Here is a 15,917-nt window from a genome sequence, read left to right as displayed (position 1 = left end):
ACCCGGTCCATGGCTGACCTTCGCTCCCAGTTTATCGGCATCAGATCGCCCAACCCCTTCTGGCTGGCTTCGGCCCCGCCAACGGACAAGGAATATAACGTCCGGCGCGCCTTTCAGGCGGGCTGGGGCGGCGTGGTCTGGAAAACTCTGGGCAGCGAAGGCCCGCCGGTGGTGAACGTCAACGGCCCGCGCTATGGCGTGATCCATGGCGCGGACCGCCGCCTGCTGGGTCTGAACAACATCGAACTGATTACCGACCGCCCGCTGGAGGTGAACCTGCGCGAGATCAAATCGGTCAAGCGCGATTACCCCGACCGGGCGCTGATTATCAGCCTGATGGTGCCCTGCGACGAACAGTCGTGGATCGACATCCTGCACGCCATCGAAGACACCGGCGCCGACGGGGTAGAGCTGAACTTCGGCTGCCCCCACGGCATGAGCGAACGCGGCATGGGTGCCGCCGTCGGTCAGGTGCCCGACTATATCGAGATGGTGACGCGGTGGGTCAAACAGCACTCGCGTATGCCCTGCATCGTCAAGCTGACCCCCAACATCACCGACATCCGCAAACCCGCCGAGGCGGCCAGACGCGGCGGGGCCGATGCGGTCAGCCTGATTAACACCATCAACAGCATCACCGGCGTCGATCTGGACCTGTTCGCCCCCGAACCCACCATCGACGGCAAGGGCGCGCATGGCGGCTATTGCGGGCCGGCGGTGAAACCCATCGCGCTGAACATGGTCGCCGAAATCGCCCGCGACCCGGCCTTGCGCGGCCTGCCGATCAGCGGCATCGGCGGCGTGACGACATGGCGCGACGCGGCCGAGTTTCTGGCGCTCGGGGCCGGGAATGTGCAGGTCTGCACGGCGGCGATGACCTATGGCTTCAAGGTGGTGCAGGAAATGATTTCCGGCCTGCGCGACTATCTGGACAGCCGCGACATGACGCTGGACGACCTGATCGGGCGCGCGGTGCCCAATGTCACCGACTGGCAATATCTGAACCTGAACTATGTCACCAAGGCGGTGATCGACCGGGATCTGTGCATCAAATGCGGGCGCTGCTTTGCCGCCTGCGAGGATACCTCGCATCAGGCCATCGCCATGCAGCCCGGCCGCGTCTTCGAGGTGATCGAGGAAGAATGCGTCGCCTGTAACCTGTGCGTCGATGTCTGCCCGGTCGAAGGCTGCATCACCATGCGCGAACTGGACCATGGCGAAACAGACCTGCGCACCGGCAAGGCGCGCGGCGATTACGCCAACTGGACCACGCATCCCAACAACCCGATGGCGCAGGCGGCGGAATAGCGCGCCTGATCGTTTGGCTGCGGCGCTCGGGTGCGGTTTTTGCTGGCGGGTCAGGCAGGCCCGCCTGTCCGGGGGCCTGCCCGCAAGGTGACGTTACGCCACCTTGCTGGACAGTGCGGCGCAGGGGCCTTAACTTCCCCGCATGAACAAACCGGTTCACATTGATGCGGATGGGGTATCCCGGCACCATCTGATCGCGCGGCTGCTGGATGCAGACCAGCAGATCGCCCTGATCGAGGCCCCGGCTGGCTGTGGCAAGTCATGGGTCATGGCCGCTCTGTCGCGCTTTACCGGGGTGGCGGTTCAGCGGGGGGCGACGCCGCCCGACCCGGCCCCGCTGATGCTGTGGGATCTGGACCGGACGCCCGCCGTCAGCGCCCTGCCCGATCTGCCGCCCGATTGCAGGCTGGTCATTGCCTGCCGCCCCGGCACGATGGTTCCGGGGCTGGCGCGGGTCGAGCTTTATGGCCGGCTGTTGCGCATCGGGCCGGATGACCTGCTGTTTACCGCCGATGACCTGACGCCGCACCCCGACGCCGCGCGCATCATCGCCATGACCGGCGGCTGGCCCTGTCTGGTGCCGCCGCTGCTGGCGGGCTGGCCGGGGATCGACCGGAACCGGCTGGCCGAGTTTCTGGGGCAGGAACTGCTGGCACCGCTGCCTGTCACCGGGCTGATCGCCCTGCGGGCACTGATCGAGGGCAAGGCCCCGCCGCCCGCGCTGCTGCACGGCCTGCCCTTTGCTTACCCGCCGCAATCGCAAACGCTGCATCCGGTGCTGACGGCGGTGCGCCCACTGCTGCCTGCCGCGATCGCCTCGGCGCTGTCAGACCGCAATCCTGTCGCTTTGGCCAATGCCGAAATGGCCGCCGGAAATCTGCCGCAGGCCATTGTGGCGCTTCAGTCAGCCGGGCTGCATGACCGCGCGCTGACCGCGCTGCGCGATGGCGGCGGCTGGTTTTTCTTTTACCGCTACGGTGCCGATGCGCATGACCGGATGCTGGACGGCTTTCCCGCCGATCTGCTGGAAAGCGATGATCTGCTGGTGATCTGCCGGGCGCTGCGGGCGGTCAAACAGGGCGAACCGGCGCTTGGCCGGCGCATCATGGCCGCCCGCTGGGGCACGGCGGCGCTTAGCCCGATCACCTTTTGCGCCAACCGCGCCCTGTCCGACGATACCCGCGTCTTTCGGCTGCTGTTCGAAACATGGGATGACGCCCCCGCCAATGCCGCCTATTTCGAGCGCGCCTATGACCTGCTGGCCGACCTGCCGGATCACAGCCACCTGCTGCGCGGTGCGATCTATAATTCCATCATGGAGGCGCAGTTCCGCCGCCGCCGCTTTGCCGCCGCCGAACGCAGCGCCATCCGCGCGGCACGCCACTTTGCGGCGGGCGAGATCCCGCTGCTGGGCTTTTACACGGCGCTGAACCGGGGGATCATCGCGCTGGCCACCGGCGATCCGGCCACGGCGCGCATCCATGCCCGCGATGCCGCCGCCGGGCTGAAGGCAACCTCATGGACCAGCCCCGGCGACCAGCGCATCCTGACGCTGCTGGACAGCTGCATCGCCTGCGAAACCGGCCAGTCCGAACCGCTGGCCCGCTTTTTGCTGGCCGAAATGGATGATCTGACGCAGGCCGAAATCTGGCCCGCCCTTGCCGAACTGGCGCTGATCTATGGCACGCAGGCGCTTTGCGAACATGACAGCACCCAGACCGCCCGCCAGTTTCTGGAACGCTGGCGGCAGGGTCAGGGGCAGGACCACAACGGCGCAATCCCGCAACTGGCCAACATCCGCGAGGTGGCGTTGCTGCAAAACAGTGGCCGCTGGCAAGAGGCCGCCGCCCGCATGCGGCTGCTGCCCGGCAGCATCAGCGCCGATGCCGACAGCACGGCAACGCAACAGCATCTGTCCACGCTGGATCACCCCGACAAACTGGCCATGGCGCAGTTGTGGCTGCGGCAGATGGCGCATGACCGCCTGCCGCCGCCCGCGCTGAGCGGGCTGATTCAGGCCATTCTGATGAACCCCGGCCTGACCGCCCGCCAACGCGCCGGGGCGGAAATCTGGCTGGCCTCTGTCCTGTATCGGCAGAACCGCCATGACGACGCCGCCGCAACGCTGATCCATGTGCTGACCCTGGTCTGGCAATCGGGTGTCCGCACCGTGCTGAACGAGGAACGCGGCTTTATCAACGACATGCTGGCGGCGCGGCAGTTGCGCGACCGGCTGGAACGGACCGAGCCGATCCGCAACGCCCTGCGCTGGCTGACCGAAACCCGGCCCGCCTCGCCGCCCCCCGACAACCACGGCCTGACGCGGCAAGAGCTGCGGATTCTGGAAACCCTGACCGAAGGCTTGACGAACAAGGCCATCGCCAAGGCCCTTGGCCTGTCCGAAGCGACGGTCAAGTTTCACTTGATTAATGTTTATCGCAAACTGAACTGCAAATCGCGCGCTCAGGCCGTAGCCGCCGCACGGGCGCACCGCCTGCTGGGCTGACGGTCTTTTCCCGCAACGGCGCGTTAAATTCATAGTTTGGTTTAATTTGCATGACACTGACAGAACCTAACCGTTTTCGTCAAAAACCTGACCGCCCGACAGGTTGAACAATACCCCATCGGCAACCCATCCTTTCCTTCAAAAAAGAGGACGGGCATGAACCGGCAAAGACGAACGGGGACGGAAAAACACATTCCGGCACAACAAAAAGGCGCGCGGGCATGATCCGCGCGGGCATCGACATTCGTGCCGCCGAAACGCAGGTGGTGCTGATCGGCGGCCAGCGGATTCTGTGCGGCACCACGGTTGAAACCAGCCCCGACGCCATATCGGGCGCGGTGGCGGCCTTGCAGCAATTGCTGACCACCGAGGGCATCAGCCCCTCATCCGTGGCGGCAGTGATGATCGGCACCTCGATGTTCGAAGAAACGCTGTCGCGGCGTGGCGGGCTGACGCCGGTGGCGGCGGTGCGGCTGTGCCTGCCGACCACGGCCTCGCTGCCGCCGATGGCCGACTGGCCCGCTGACCTGCGCGCGGCGACCGGGGGGCACTGGTATCTGACCCATGGCGGACAGGAAACCAACGGACGCCGCATCTCGGCCCTTTCGGAACAGGGGCTTGCCCGGATCGCCGCCGACATCCGCGCCAAGCAGGTCGGGGCGGTCGCGCTGTCCTCGGTCTTTGCGCCGCCCTCGGGCGGGGACGAGGCGAAGGCGGCCGAGATCCTGTCGCAGCACCTGCCCGACACCCGCATCGTGCAATCGGGCACCATCGGCAGCCCCAGCCTGCTGGCGCGCGAGGGCACGGCGATCCTGAACCTGTCGCTGCGCGAGGTGACACAGCGCCGGTTGGGGCAGCTTGCGCTGGCTCTGGCCTCGGCGGGGCTGGTGGGGCCGTTGTTTCTGGTGCGCGGCGACGGCACGCTGATGGATGCCGCCAGCGCAGTGCGCCAGCCGGTGCAGACCTTTGGTTCGGGCGCGGCCAATGCCATCACCGGCGCGGGCTGGCTGTATGGTCAGACCGGTGCCATCGTGATCGAGCTGGACCAGTGGCGCCTGACCGCCGGCCTGCTGCATGACGGCCTGCCGCGCCCCGGCCATGGCAGCGCGCGCTTTGGCGGGCTGCGCCTTGCCGCCCCACATGCCGAGGTGATCGCCCTGCCGCTGACCGCCCCGCCCGACCGGCAGATGCTGCTGGACATCGCGGCCAGCCTCAGCGCCGATACCCTGCCCGTGGTGCTGGTCGGCAAAGAGGCGGGGCGCGTGACCCTGCCCGCCCGGCTGACACGGCGCGGACCCAAGCCCGCCTATTACGCGCTGGCCCGCGCGATCGGGGCCGCTGTCGCGCCGGTGTCGGGGCGGGCGGACCGCATCTATCCTCTGGGCCAGTTCAGCACGGAATCGGCCCGCGCCGATGCCCGGCAACGCGCCACCCAAGCCGCCATTGCGGCGGGCGCGCGCGCCGATACCGTCACGCTGCACCACATGACCGAACAGCCGCTGCCCGACGCCATGCTGCGCATCCGCGCAGTGGCGCTTGGCCAGCCCGACGCCGGATAACGAAAGAGACCGCGATGCAACCGATCCGAACCATCACCGCCGATGATGTCGAGTCCATCGCGCAAGGGGCCGCCTTGCTGGCCTGCGGCAGCGGGGGCGATCCGCTGATCGGCGCGCTGCTGGCGCGGCAGGCGATCGCGCAGCACGGGCCGGTGCCGCTGGTCGCGGTCGAATCGCTGCCCGAGGATGCGCTGGTCGTGCCCGGCTGTATGCTGGGCGACCCGGCCATCCTGTCGGAAAAGCCGCCGCAGGGCGACGAGCTGGTGCAGGCGCTGCATGTGCTGGAACGGGTGCTGGACCGCCCGGCCAGCGCGGTGATCTGCGCGGGCACCTTTGGCCTGAACCTGACGCTGGCACTGGCCCTTGCGGCGGCGGCGCGGCTGCCGCTGATCGACGGCGACGGCACCGGACGGGCGCTGCCGGGGCTGCGCGCCTCGGGCTTTGCGCTGCACGGGGTGTCGGCCACGCCGATGGTGCTGTGCGATGACAAGGGCAACAGCCTGACCATCGAAACCGTATCGGACGACTGGGCCGAAGGGCTGGCCCGCACCGCCACCGCCGAGATGGGCGGCGTCGCCATGACCACGCTGTTCCCGATGACCGGCGGGCAGGCGCAGCGAGCGGTGATCGCGGGCACCGTCAGCCTGTCGGCCCGCATCGGCGCGGCGCTGCATTCCGCCGAAGCGCCGGTGTCGGCGCTGTGCGATCTGCTGCCGGGCCGGGTGCTGACCACGGGGCGCGTGCAGCACCTGAACCCCGCCGCCGCGCAGATCGGCGCGCAAGGCGGTGACGCGCCGCCCGTTCAGATCAGCTTTGCCGATGTGCTGCTGTCGGCGGGGCGCGCGGGTCAGACCATCGCCGCATCCCCGCAGGCACTGGCGCTGATCGACCCGGCCAGCGGCCGACCGATCCCCTTTGCCAGCCTGACGCCGGGGCAGCGGGTCGCCCTGCTGACATGGCCCGCCGCGCCGGTCTGGTCGGCGCAGGGCGGCGCGGCAATGGCTGGCCCGGCGGCCTTTGGCGGGCCGGCGGCGGGTTGACGCCCGCGCCCGGCCCCGCCACCCTGCCCGCGACTGCGGGAATCAGGGGCAGACCATGGCCGGACCAGCGCGCGCAACCCGCACCCAAGGCACCGCCCCCGAGGTCTTTGCCGCCTTCCTGAAACTGGGCCTGACCGCCTTTGGCGGGCCGGTGGCGCATCTGGGCTATTTCCGCGACGAATTCGTGACCCGCCGCAAATGGTTAAGCGACCGGGCCTATGCCGACCTTGTGGCACTGTGCCAGTTTCTGCCCGGCCCGGCATCGTCTCAGGTCGGGTTTGCGCTGGGGCTGACACGGGCCGGATGGGCGGGCGCGGCGGCGGCCTTTGTGGCGTTCACGCTGCCCTCGGCGCTGTTGCTGCTGGGCTTTGCGATCTGGGCGGCATGGCTGGACGGACCAGCGGGCCAAGGCGCGCTGCACGGGCTGAAGATCGCCGCCGTCGCCATCGTCGCGCAGGCCGTCTGGGGCATGGCGCGCAGCCTGTGCCCCGACCGCGAACGCGCCGCCATCGCCGTGCTGGCCGTGGCGCTGCTGGCGTTTCTGCCCGGCCCGCCTGGCATGATCGCGGCCATCGTCGCGGGCGGCCTGGCCGGCCTGCTGCTGCGGCGCGGTCAGGCACCCGAGGGCGCGGCGACCCTGCCCGTTCCGGTGTCGCGCCCCGTCGGGCTGGCGGCGCTGAGCGCCTTTGCGCTGTTGCTGTTTCTGCTGCCGCTGATGGCAGGCGGCGGGCATCTGCTGGCGTTAAGCGACGCCTTTTACCGGGCCGGGACGCTGGTGTTTGGCGGCGGCCATGTCGTGCTGCCGCTGCTGGAAGCCGAGGTCGTGCGCCCCGGCTGGGTCAGCGCGGATGAGTTTCTGGCCGGTTACGGCGCGGCGCAGGCAGTGCCCGGCCCGCTGTTCACCTTTGCCGCCTATCTGGGTGCCATGTCCGAGCCGGTGCAACCCGCGCCGGGGATGCTGTCGGGAATGCTGGGCCGCGCGCCGGTGGCCGCCCCTGCCGGGCTGGCCGGTGCCGCCGTCGCGCTGATGGCGGTGTTTCTGCCGGGCTTTCTGCTGCTGATCGCGGCGCTGCCGTTCTGGGATGATTTTCGCCGCCAGCCCGCCGCGCAATCCGCGATGCAGGGGGCGAATGCCGCCGTGGTCGGCATTCTGGGCGCCGCGCTGTATTCGCCGGTTTTCACCAGCGCGGTGGCCGGAATGCCGGATTTCGCGCTGGCACTGGCCTGCGCCGTGCTGCTGATCGCGTGGGGGCTGCCCTCATGGGCGGTGGTCATCATCGCGGCCATCGGCGGTATCGGGCTGCGCCTGCTGGCGTAACCGCGCCAGCGTGGCCTGCACTGCGCGCGCGCGCACCCGTGTCTGCGCCACCGCTCTGGCCGGGTCGATCAGCCGGAACCGCACCGCCTGCCCGCTGCGGCATTGGGCGAATCCGTCCAGATCGGCGGAAATCACCGTGGCGATCTTGGGATAGCCGCCGGTCGTCTGGTGATCGGCCAGCAGAACCGTCGCCACCCCGTCGCCCGCCACCTGAACCGAGCCACGCAGCACCGCCTCGGACGGGATCGACAGCGCCCCGGCCAGATCCAGCGGCGGGCCGGACAGGCGCACGCCCATGCGGTCATAGGCGCTGGTCAGCCGAAAGGTGCCGTCACGCAGCGCCGCGATGGCCTGCGGGGTAAAGTGCCGGTCCTGCGGGCCAAGCGTCGCGCGCAGCGTCATGCGCGGGCGTGCCCAGACCGGGCACGGGATCGCGCGCGGCGCGGCAGGCAGGCGGCGCAGGTCGCGGATGCGCAGCAGATCGCCCTTGGCCAGCCGTCCGCCGCCCAGGCCCGACAGCCCATGCGTCGCCGCGCTGCCCAGCCAAAGCGGGCAATCCAGTTCACCCGCAAAGGCAAGGCAGGTCCAACTGCCCCATGTGCCGGGGTGGATCACCAGCCGCTGCCCGGCCTGCACCGTCAGCACCTGCCACGACCCGAATCGCGCACCGTCCAGCGTCACGATAAAGCCGCCGCCCGCGATGGCGATGGTCACTGGCCCTGCCTCGCATTCCAGAATCAGCCCGCCGATCGACACCTCGATCAGCGGCGCATCGGCGGGGTTGCCGGCGGCGATATTCGCCATCGCTGCCGCGCCGCGATCCATCGGGCCGGATTCCGTCACGCCAAACCGCTGCCAGCCCAAACGCCCGCCGTCCTGCACGGTGACATAAGGCCCCGCGTGGATGACCCGAAACACCGCCTCAGCCATCGGCAACCTGACAATCGGCGCGGCTGATACGGCGAAAGCGCACGCGGTCGCCCACCTCGAACAGAAACGGCCGGTCAGCGGCGTCATCCAGTATCAGCGTGGGCGAGCGTCCGATGATCCACCAGCCGGTCGGCATCGTCAGCGTGGTCACGATACATTGCAGCCCGGCGATGATGACGCTGCCTGCCGGAACGCCGCGCAGCGGCGCGGGTTTGCGATCCAGTTGCAGCGGTTGCGGCACGCCGCCCAGATAGGCATAGCCGGGCGCGAAACCATACATATAGACCCGGTAATCCCCCGACAGGTGACAGTCGATCACCTGCTGCGGGGTCATACCGCTGCGGGCCGCAACCTCGGGCAGGTCGGGGGCCAGATCATCGTCGTAGCAGACCTGCACTTCGCGCAGCCTGCCTTGCGCACTGTCAGCGCCGGGCTGCGCCATCAACCGCCGGGCATGAGCCTGCACCGCCGCATGATCGCTGTGCAGAGGGTCAAACTGGATCAGCAGGCTGACATAGGCGGGAATCACCGTCTGCTGCCCCGGCGCGGGGTCTGATTGCAGCGCCCGGTCCAGCCGCAGCACCTGCGCATGGGCGGCATCGTCCAGCGCCTCGGCCCATTCGATCAGCAGCGCGTGATCGGCGACCGCGATCAGCCGGGGAAAGCCGCTCATCCCTGCGCGGTGCCGCAAAAGGGTGCAAGGCCGACGCCCGCCGCAGTCAGGCGCAGGCGGATTTCGTGCGCCATCGCCACGGCCTCGGCGCTGTCGCCATGCACGCAGATCGACTGCGCCGCCAGCGGGATGGGATCGCCGCCGACCACCGGCATCAGGCCGCTGTCCAGAAACCGCAACAGCCGGTCGGCCGCCTGCGCCGCGTCATGGATCATCGCGCCGGGCTGGCCGCGCGGGACAAGCTGGCCGTTGGGCTGATAGCCGCGATCCGCGAAAATCTCTGAAAACACCCGCAGCCCGGCGGCCCGCCCTGCCGGTTCCAGCTCGGTCCCCGAAATCGCCAGCAGCGCCAGATCGCCGGGCAACGCCGCCACGGCCTGCGCCACGGCATCGGCCACCTCGCGCCGGGCGGCGGCCAGATTGGCCAGCGCGCCATGCGCCTTGACATAGGCCACCCGCACCCCGGCCAAAGCCGCCACACCCTGCAACGCCCCGACCTGAGCCGCAACCATGCGGCTGATTTCATCCGGGGCCATCGGGATCACGCGGCGGCCAAAGCCCTGCCGGTCGGCATAGCCGGGATGCGCGCCGATGCCGACCCCCAGATCGGCGGCGCGGCGCAGGGTCTGAAACATCACATCCGGGTCGCCCGCATGACCGCCGCAGGCGATATTGGCGGATGTGACCAGTTCCAGAATGCGCGCGTCATCCCCCATGGCCCAGGGGCCAAAAGCCTCGCCCAGATCGGAATTGAGGTCGATAACCGCCATGACATGCCTCCGCTTTCGGGGACTATGGCGCATCGGGCGGGGGCGGAAAAGACCCCCGGCACGCAGCGACAATCAATAGATATAGCGGATCTGTTCGGCCCAGAACCGTTCGATGCGGCGGGTTTGCAGGTTCACCGCCAGCAGCGGCGGATCATCCAGCACCCCCGACATGGCCAGCCCTTCGGCGTGGCGGCTGAACATGTTCAGCACCGCATCACGCACCGCCTGCCCCGATTCCGTCAGCCGCACCCGGACCGAGCGCCGGTCCTGATCGCAGCGTTCGTGATGCACATAGCCCATCTGCACCAGCTTTTTCAGGTTATAGGATACGTTCGACCCCTGATACATCCCGCGCGAGCGCAACTCGCCCGCCGTCACCTCGGACGTGCCGAGGTTATACAGGATCAGCGCCTGCACCGGGTTCAGATCGTGGCGGCCCAGCCGTTCGAATTCATCCTTGATAAGATCCATCATCAGCCGGTGCATCCGGTCAAGCAGTTGCAGCGTTTCCAGATAGGCGGCGGCATTCGCCGTTTCCTGCTGCGAAAGCTGATCGTCGCGCTGATGAAACCCGCTGTGCGGAACCGTGGCAAACATTGTCATGGCCTGTCCTGTCTTGTCGTCCTTGACAGAACATTTGCAGAAAATACCCAAGGTTCAGTTAATCACCCGCAGTTTTTTCCCCATGATTTCATAAAATTCTATCGTTCCGCCGAAAGATGCCGGGCAGCATGGGCCGCCACAAGATCCAGAACCGGGGCCAGTTCCTGCGGCCCGCCCGTGCGTCCGTTGATGCGCGCGGTGATCCACGGATACAGATCCTGATCGTTTTCGGCCAGCAATTGTTCGTAGGAATCCAGCATCGCGGGTTCCAGCGCGGCCATCGGCCCATCGGCAAACGGGCCAAGGATCAGGTCCATTTCCTTGGTGCCGCGCCGCCAGCTGCGCATCCGCAGCCGGCGCAGGCGGGTGTCGTGATCCTCAGTCATCGGACAGCACCTTTTCCAGCCGGGCCATGCGGGCTTCGGCGGCCCGCAGCATCTGCCGCAGGGCGCGCAATTCAGCCAGAGCCGCAGCATTGCTGCCATCGGGCGAGGCCAGCGCAGGGCCTTCGCCGCGCCCGGTCATCAGCCAGATCAGCGAAACGCCCAGCATTCCGGCCAGCATCTGCACATGATTGGCGCGCGGTTCGCGTTCGTCATCTTCCCATGCGCGCAGGGTGCGCAGCCGCACACCCAATTGCTGCGCCAGCTCGCGGCGCTCAAGCCCTGCGGCCTCGCGGGCGGCGGTGATGCGATCGCCCAAAGTGGCCTTGTCGTCGGCATACCAGTCGGGTTCCATGTCGCTCCTTGCTTGCTGCCTTTGCCCGCACACCCTAAAACATGGGTCCGTCTGATTCAAACAGGCTGCCAAAGGAACGCGCATGGGATTTCTGTCTGACAATCTGGGCCGGGTGAAGCCTTCGCCCACCATCGCCATGACCGCCCGTGCCGCCGAGTTGAAGGCGCAGGGGCGCGACATCATTTCCCTGTCCGCCGGAGAGCCTGATTTCGACACGCCGGCCCATATCTGCGACGCGGCCAAGACGGCGATTGACGCGGGGCACACGCGCTACACCTCGGTCGATGGGATGCCGGTGCTGAAAAAAGCCATCGTCGACAAGTTTGCGCGCGAAAACGGGCTGGATTACGCCGCCTCGCAGGTGACTGTGGGCACGGGTGGCAAGCAGATCCTGTATAATGCGCTGATCGCCACGCTGAATCCGGGGGATGAGGTCATTATTCCGGCGCCCTATTGGGTCAGCTATCCCGACATGGTTCGCCTGGGCGGTGCAGAGCCGGTGATCGTGCCCTGCTCCGCCGATCAGGGGTTTCGCCTGACCGCCGCCGCGCTGTCGGCCGCCATCACGCCGCGCACGAAATGGCTGATTCTGAACTCGCCCGGCAATCCGTCGGGCGCGGCCTATTCGCGCGACGATCTGGCGGGGCTGGCGGCGGTGCTGCTGGATCATCCGCATGTCTGGGTTCTGGCCGACGACATTTACGAACATCTGATGTTCGATGGCCGGGAATTCGCGACCATCGCGCAGGTCGAGCCGCGCCTGAAGGATCGCACCCTGACCATGAACGGGGTCAGCAAATCCTATGCCATGACCGGCTGGCGCATCGGTTACGGCGCCGGGCCAGAGGTTCTGATCCGCGCCATGGCCAAGCTGCAATCGCAATCCACATCAAACCCCAGCAGCATCAGCCAATATGCCGCCCTGGCGGCGCTGAACGGGCCGCAGGATTACATCGGCGAAAGCCTGACCGTGTTTCAGCGGCGGCGCGATCTGGTGGTGGCGGCGCTGAACGCCTGCCCCGGCCTTGACTGCCCGGTGCCGCAGGGGGCGTTTTACGTTTACCCCTCGATCGCGGGGCTGATCGGCAAGACCAGCGCGGGCGGGGCGGTGATTTCGGATGACGAGGCCTTCGCCAATGCCTTGCTGGAGGAAACCGGCGTTGCGGTGGTCTTTGGCGCGGCCTTTGGCCTGTCGCCGCATTTCCGCATCAGCTATGCCACCTCGGACGCGGAACTGACCGAAGCCTGCCGCCGGATCAAGGCGTTCTGTCAGGGCTGCCGCTGAACCGCCGCGCCCGAAGATGCGTATTTGGGCAAACAGGAAGCCCTTTATTTCAGTTGTGAATCCTTGCTGCCGCGCCGGTTGATTCCCGCTTGCGGGCGAAAGGCGCGGTCGCGGCCTGATTGGCAATCGACGCATAGTTGCACGCCGGGGATGGCATCGCGGCGGGCCTGCGGGATGGGTTCGTCGCATTCGGCGCAGAATTCCGCGCTGTCAGTTACCGCCCGGGTCGCGGCGCGCAGGCGGGCGCGGGCGATTGCCTCGTTCGTGGAAACCTCGATCTGATCGTTTACCGCGTCGTCGCGCGCCCAACCGCCGGCCATGCCGTCCCCCTTTGTCTGTCACGCTGTTGATATAATCGCGGCGCGTGCGCGGTTCAAATCGGCGATGTTCCGCGGGTAAACGATGAGAATGCTTTGCATTTTGTTTCGGCGGTGGAACGATTTTTTACCCCGCCCGTTGTTGACAGGCATTGCGAATCCACCCATCCTTGTGCTGGCTCTGAAAGGATATGACATGAGCGAGAAAACCCTGACACGCATGGACCTGGCAGAAGCGGTATTCCGCGATGTCGGTTTATCGCGTCACGAATCGGCACAACTGGTCGAAAGCGTGCTGGGGCATATCTCTGATGCGCTGGTTCGGGGCGAGCAGGTAAAGATTTCGTCTTTCGGCACCTTTTCGGTTCGCGACAAGAACGAACGGGTCGGGCGCAATCCCAAAACCGGCGAGGAAGTGCCGATCACGCCGCGCCGGGTTCTGTCGTTCCGCCCCTCGCATCTGATGAAAGATCGCGTCGCCGCAGGCAACAAAGGCTGAGGCCACCCAAGATGGAGAAGGGCGCAGAGGCATTCCGCTCCATCGGTGAGGTGGCAAAACTGATTGGCGTGGCGCCGCATGTGCTGCGCTATTGGGAAACCCAGTTTTCACTGTTGAAGCCCGTCAAGCGCAGCGACGGGCGGCGCTATTACCGCCCCGATGACGTGCGTCTGGCCGCCGGTCTGTGCGAAATATTACGCGACGAAGGGCTGACCATTCGCGGGGCGCGCAAGCTGTTGGCGCGTGATCGCGGGGCCGCGGTTCGTGCCCGTGGCGTGGCCCGTCTGGGCGAAGCGGTGGCAGCGCAGGGTGACGTGGCGGAACCCGTTGATATGGCAGCGCCGCCCTCGGCCCTGATGGCACCGCCGCCTGCACCCGAACCGGCGGCGATTGCGGAACCGCGTGATGTGCCCCTCGATTCCGACGAACCGGCGCATCCGCTGCGCACCCGCGAACGCCATCGCCGCCGCCCCGAGGCAGAGCCGCTGCCCCTGTTCCCCGACCTGACCCCGCCCCCGGCAGAAATCCGCCTTGCCGTTGAACCCGGCGCGTGGTTGCCCCGGCTGGTGTCGGTTGCCGCGATGCTGCGCGCCAGCCACGCCCCCCTGCCCCGCGCAGCCCGCAAACCGGCCCTGCATTTGCTGGATCAGATCGCCACGCGGCTGTAATCGGCGGGTTGATGCAAAATTCGCGCAAGAAATCCGCCTGCTGCCCCTTGTGCAGCCCTGCGGCTTGGCCCTATATGGCCGGCGTCGGGCCGTGGCGCAGCCTGGTTAGCGCGTCCGTCTGGGGGGCGGAAGGCCGCGAGTTCGAATCTCGCCGGCCCGACCATCCGAAACGCCCATCCCTGTTTTCGCAGGGATGGGCGTTCCCTTGTCAGCCCCTGAACCGGAGGCCCGAATGCCTGACGCGCCCGGCGTTCTGCCCGACCACGCCATCGCCCACCTGATCGAGACCGGCGCCATCGCCGCCGACCGGCCCGTAACGCCCGACCAGATCCAGCCCGCCAGCCTGGATCTGCGGCTGGGGGCCACGGCCTCGCGTCTGCGTGCCTCGTTTCTGGCCGGACGCGGGCAGCGCGTGGCCGACCGGCTGGCCGATTTCGAGATGCACCGTTTCGACCTTGGTGCGGGCGCGGTGCTGGAAAAGGGCTGCGTCTATCTGATCCCGCTGATGGAACGCGTGCGCCTGCCCGCCGGGCTGTCGGCGGTGGCCAATGCCAAAAGCTCGACCGGCAGGCTGGATCTGCTGACGCGACTTGTGACCGATGACGGCACCGAATTTGATCGCCTGCCCGAAGGCTATGACGGCCCCCTTTACGCCGAAATCTGTCCGCGCAGCTTTTCGGTGCTGGTGCGGCCGGGGATGCGGCTGAACCAGTTGCGCCTGCGCCGCGGCGAGGCGCGGCTGGATGACACGGCACTTTCTGCGCTGCATCAGGCCGAAACGCTGGTCGATGGCCCGGCGCTGATCGACGAGGGCCTGGGCTTTTCCGTCGATCTGCGCCCGGCAGCAGGCGGGCTGGTCGGCTGGCGCGCGCGACCCCATGCCGGGGTGATCGACCTTGACCGCATCGGCGCCTATCGCGCCCGCGACTTTTGGGATGCGCTGGAGGCCGATCAGGGCCGCCTGATCCTCGACCCCGGCGCCTTCTACATTCTCGTCAGCCGCGAGGCGGTGGCGATCCCGGCGGGTCACGCCGCCGAGATGTCGCCCTATCTGGCGATGGTGGGCGAGTTTCGGGTCCATTACGCGGGCTTTTTCGACCCCGGTTTCGGCATCGGCAGCGAAGGGCGCGGCGCGCGCGGCGTGCTGGAGGTGCGTTGCCACGAGGCCCCCTTTGCGCTGGAGCACGGGCAGGTCGTGGGCCGTCTGGTCTATGAGCGGATGAGCGCGCCACCCACCCGCCTTTACGGCGCGGGCATGGCCTCGAATTATCAGGGTCAAGGTCTGAAACTGGCAAAACAGTTCAAGGTGTAGCCATGCGCGCAGGAAAGGTCTTTGCGTCCGTCGTCCTCTGGGCCATGCTGCTGGCCGCCCCGACTGGGGCCGAAACCCTGCGCCTCGATGTGCAATCCGCGCATATCGACATCGACGCCTATGGCCGGCCGGTACTGAACATCATACTGACCGAGGGTAGCGCGCATGATTTCGCGCATTATACCACAGACCGCGTGGGCACACGGCTGGATCTGATGATCGACGGTGAGACCGTGCTGTCGCCCGTCATCCACCTGCCCGTCACTGGCGGGCAGGTGCAGGTCACGCTTGGCGATCTCAGCACGATCCCGCCGCAACAGATGCAACGCCTGCGCGCGGGCATCGCCCGCGTCGAGGTCCGCCCGGCACGTTCACCGGACTAACCCCTTGC

17 protein-coding genes and 1 tRNA gene are annotated in these 15,917 nt (G+C 67.6%); 11 read left to right on the top strand and 7 right to left on the bottom strand.

The features are described from left to right. The first annotated feature begins 9 nt into the window (after positions 1-9). From preA to chrA, 5 genes are all read left to right on the top strand, one after another. Positions 10-1,308, top strand: a complete 1,299-nt coding sequence (gene preA / locus Q4G14_RS10755) for an NAD-dependent dihydropyrimidine dehydrogenase subunit PreA (RefSeq protein WP_303361745.1) — start codon at positions 10-12, stop codon at positions 1,306-1,308. A gap of 142 nt (positions 1,309-1,450) precedes the next feature. Continuing rightward, positions 1,451-3,814: a helix-turn-helix transcriptional regulator gene (locus Q4G14_RS10750; protein WP_303361744.1), complete on the top strand. Its 2,364-nt coding sequence runs from the start codon at positions 1,451-1,453 to the stop codon at positions 3,812-3,814. Positions 3,815-4,035: 221 nt separating this feature from the next. Then, positions 4,036-5,373, top strand: coding sequence for a hydantoinase/oxoprolinase N-terminal domain-containing protein (locus tag Q4G14_RS10745; protein ID WP_303361743.1), 1,338 nt, complete (start codon positions 4,036-4,038; stop codon positions 5,371-5,373). Positions 5,374-5,387: 14 nt separating this feature from the next. Further along, positions 5,388-6,413, top strand: a complete 1,026-nt coding sequence (locus Q4G14_RS10740) for a DUF917 family protein (RefSeq protein ID WP_303361742.1) — start codon at positions 5,388-5,390, stop codon at positions 6,411-6,413. Positions 6,414-6,468: 55 nt separating this feature from the next. After that, on the top strand, positions 6,469-7,731 hold the full coding sequence (gene chrA / locus Q4G14_RS10735; protein WP_303361741.1) for a chromate efflux transporter: 1,263 nt from the start codon (positions 6,469-6,471) through the stop codon (positions 7,729-7,731). Here the strand turns inward: chrA and Q4G14_RS10730 are convergent. The 6 genes from Q4G14_RS10730 to Q4G14_RS10705 all read right to left on the bottom strand — a co-directional run bounded on the left by Q4G14_RS10730 (position 7,672) and on the right by Q4G14_RS10705 (position 11,445). Further along, the gene (locus Q4G14_RS10730) at positions 7,672-8,661 is read right to left on the bottom strand and encodes a biotin-dependent carboxyltransferase family protein (protein WP_303361740.1); all 990 of its coding nucleotides are present in this window, start codon (positions 8,659-8,661) and stop codon (positions 7,672-7,674) included. The genes chrA and Q4G14_RS10730 overlap by 60 nt on opposite strands. After that, complete coding sequence (locus tag Q4G14_RS10725; RefSeq protein ID WP_303361739.1) at positions 8,654-9,334, bottom strand: allophanate hydrolase subunit 1; 681 nt, start codon at positions 9,332-9,334, stop codon at positions 8,654-8,656. The genes Q4G14_RS10730 and Q4G14_RS10725 overlap by 8 nt, the downstream gene beginning before the upstream one ends. Next, positions 9,331-10,104: a LamB/YcsF family protein gene (locus tag Q4G14_RS10720; protein WP_303361738.1), complete on the bottom strand. Its 774-nt coding sequence runs from the start codon at positions 10,102-10,104 to the stop codon at positions 9,331-9,333. Before Q4G14_RS10720 ends, Q4G14_RS10725 begins: the two co-directional genes overlap by 4 nt. A gap of 72 nt (positions 10,105-10,176) precedes the next feature. Beyond that, the gene (locus Q4G14_RS10715; RefSeq protein ID WP_303361737.1) at positions 10,177-10,707 is read right to left on the bottom strand and encodes a MarR family winged helix-turn-helix transcriptional regulator; all 531 of its coding nucleotides are present in this window, start codon (positions 10,705-10,707) and stop codon (positions 10,177-10,179) included. Between the two features lie 98 nt (positions 10,708-10,805). Next, positions 10,806-11,093 (bottom strand): succinate dehydrogenase assembly factor 2, encoded by a 288-nt coding sequence (locus tag Q4G14_RS10710; protein WP_303361736.1) that lies wholly within the window; start codon positions 11,091-11,093, stop codon positions 10,806-10,808. Continuing rightward, positions 11,086-11,445, bottom strand: coding sequence for a helix-turn-helix transcriptional regulator (locus tag Q4G14_RS10705; protein WP_303361735.1), 360 nt, complete (start codon positions 11,443-11,445; stop codon positions 11,086-11,088). Before Q4G14_RS10705 ends, Q4G14_RS10710 begins: the two co-directional genes overlap by 8 nt. An 82-nt stretch (positions 11,446-11,527) precedes the next feature. Here Q4G14_RS10705 and Q4G14_RS10700 point away from each other — a divergent pair, with 82 nt between their 5' ends. Further along, on the top strand, positions 11,528-12,730 hold the full coding sequence (locus tag Q4G14_RS10700; RefSeq protein ID WP_303361734.1) for a pyridoxal phosphate-dependent aminotransferase: 1,203 nt from the start codon (positions 11,528-11,530) through the stop codon (positions 12,728-12,730). A gap of 44 nt (positions 12,731-12,774) precedes the next feature. On the opposite strand, the gene Q4G14_RS10695 is transcribed toward Q4G14_RS10700, so the two are convergent. Beyond that, entirely contained in the window at positions 12,775-13,050 is a 276-nt protein-coding gene (locus tag Q4G14_RS10695; RefSeq protein ID WP_303361733.1) for a DksA/TraR family C4-type zinc finger protein, read from the bottom strand. Positions 13,051-13,243: 193 nt separating this feature from the next. Between Q4G14_RS10695 and ihfA the strand changes: the two genes are divergently transcribed. From ihfA to Q4G14_RS10670, 5 genes are all read left to right on the top strand, one after another. Next, on the top strand, positions 13,244-13,546 hold the full coding sequence (ihfA, locus tag Q4G14_RS10690; protein ID WP_303361732.1) for an integration host factor subunit alpha: 303 nt from the start codon (positions 13,244-13,246) through the stop codon (positions 13,544-13,546). Positions 13,547-13,557: 11 nt separating this feature from the next. Continuing rightward, positions 13,558-14,214, top strand: a complete 657-nt coding sequence (locus Q4G14_RS10685) for a MerR family transcriptional regulator (protein ID WP_303361731.1) — start codon at positions 13,558-13,560, stop codon at positions 14,212-14,214. Positions 14,215-14,299: 85 nt separating this feature from the next. Beyond that, positions 14,300-14,377: transfer RNA gene (locus Q4G14_RS10680), tRNA-Pro, on the top strand. A gap of 69 nt (positions 14,378-14,446) precedes the next feature. Further along, entirely contained in the window at positions 14,447-15,526 is a 1,080-nt protein-coding gene (locus Q4G14_RS10675; protein WP_303361730.1) for a 2'-deoxycytidine 5'-triphosphate deaminase, read from the top strand. Positions 15,527-15,528: 2 nt separating this feature from the next. Further along, on the top strand, positions 15,529-15,909 hold the full coding sequence (locus tag Q4G14_RS10670; protein ID WP_303361729.1) for a hypothetical protein: 381 nt from the start codon (positions 15,529-15,531) through the stop codon (positions 15,907-15,909). The last annotated feature ends 8 nt before the right edge of the window (positions 15,910-15,917 follow it).

This window comes from Paracoccus sp. (in: a-proteobacteria) (assembly GCF_030538755.1).
Taxonomy (GTDB): domain Bacteria; phylum Pseudomonadota; class Alphaproteobacteria; order Rhodobacterales; family Rhodobacteraceae; genus Paracoccus.
The sequence above is the reverse complement of the archived record's forward strand: the minus strand, read 5'-3'. Positions and strand labels throughout refer to the sequence as shown.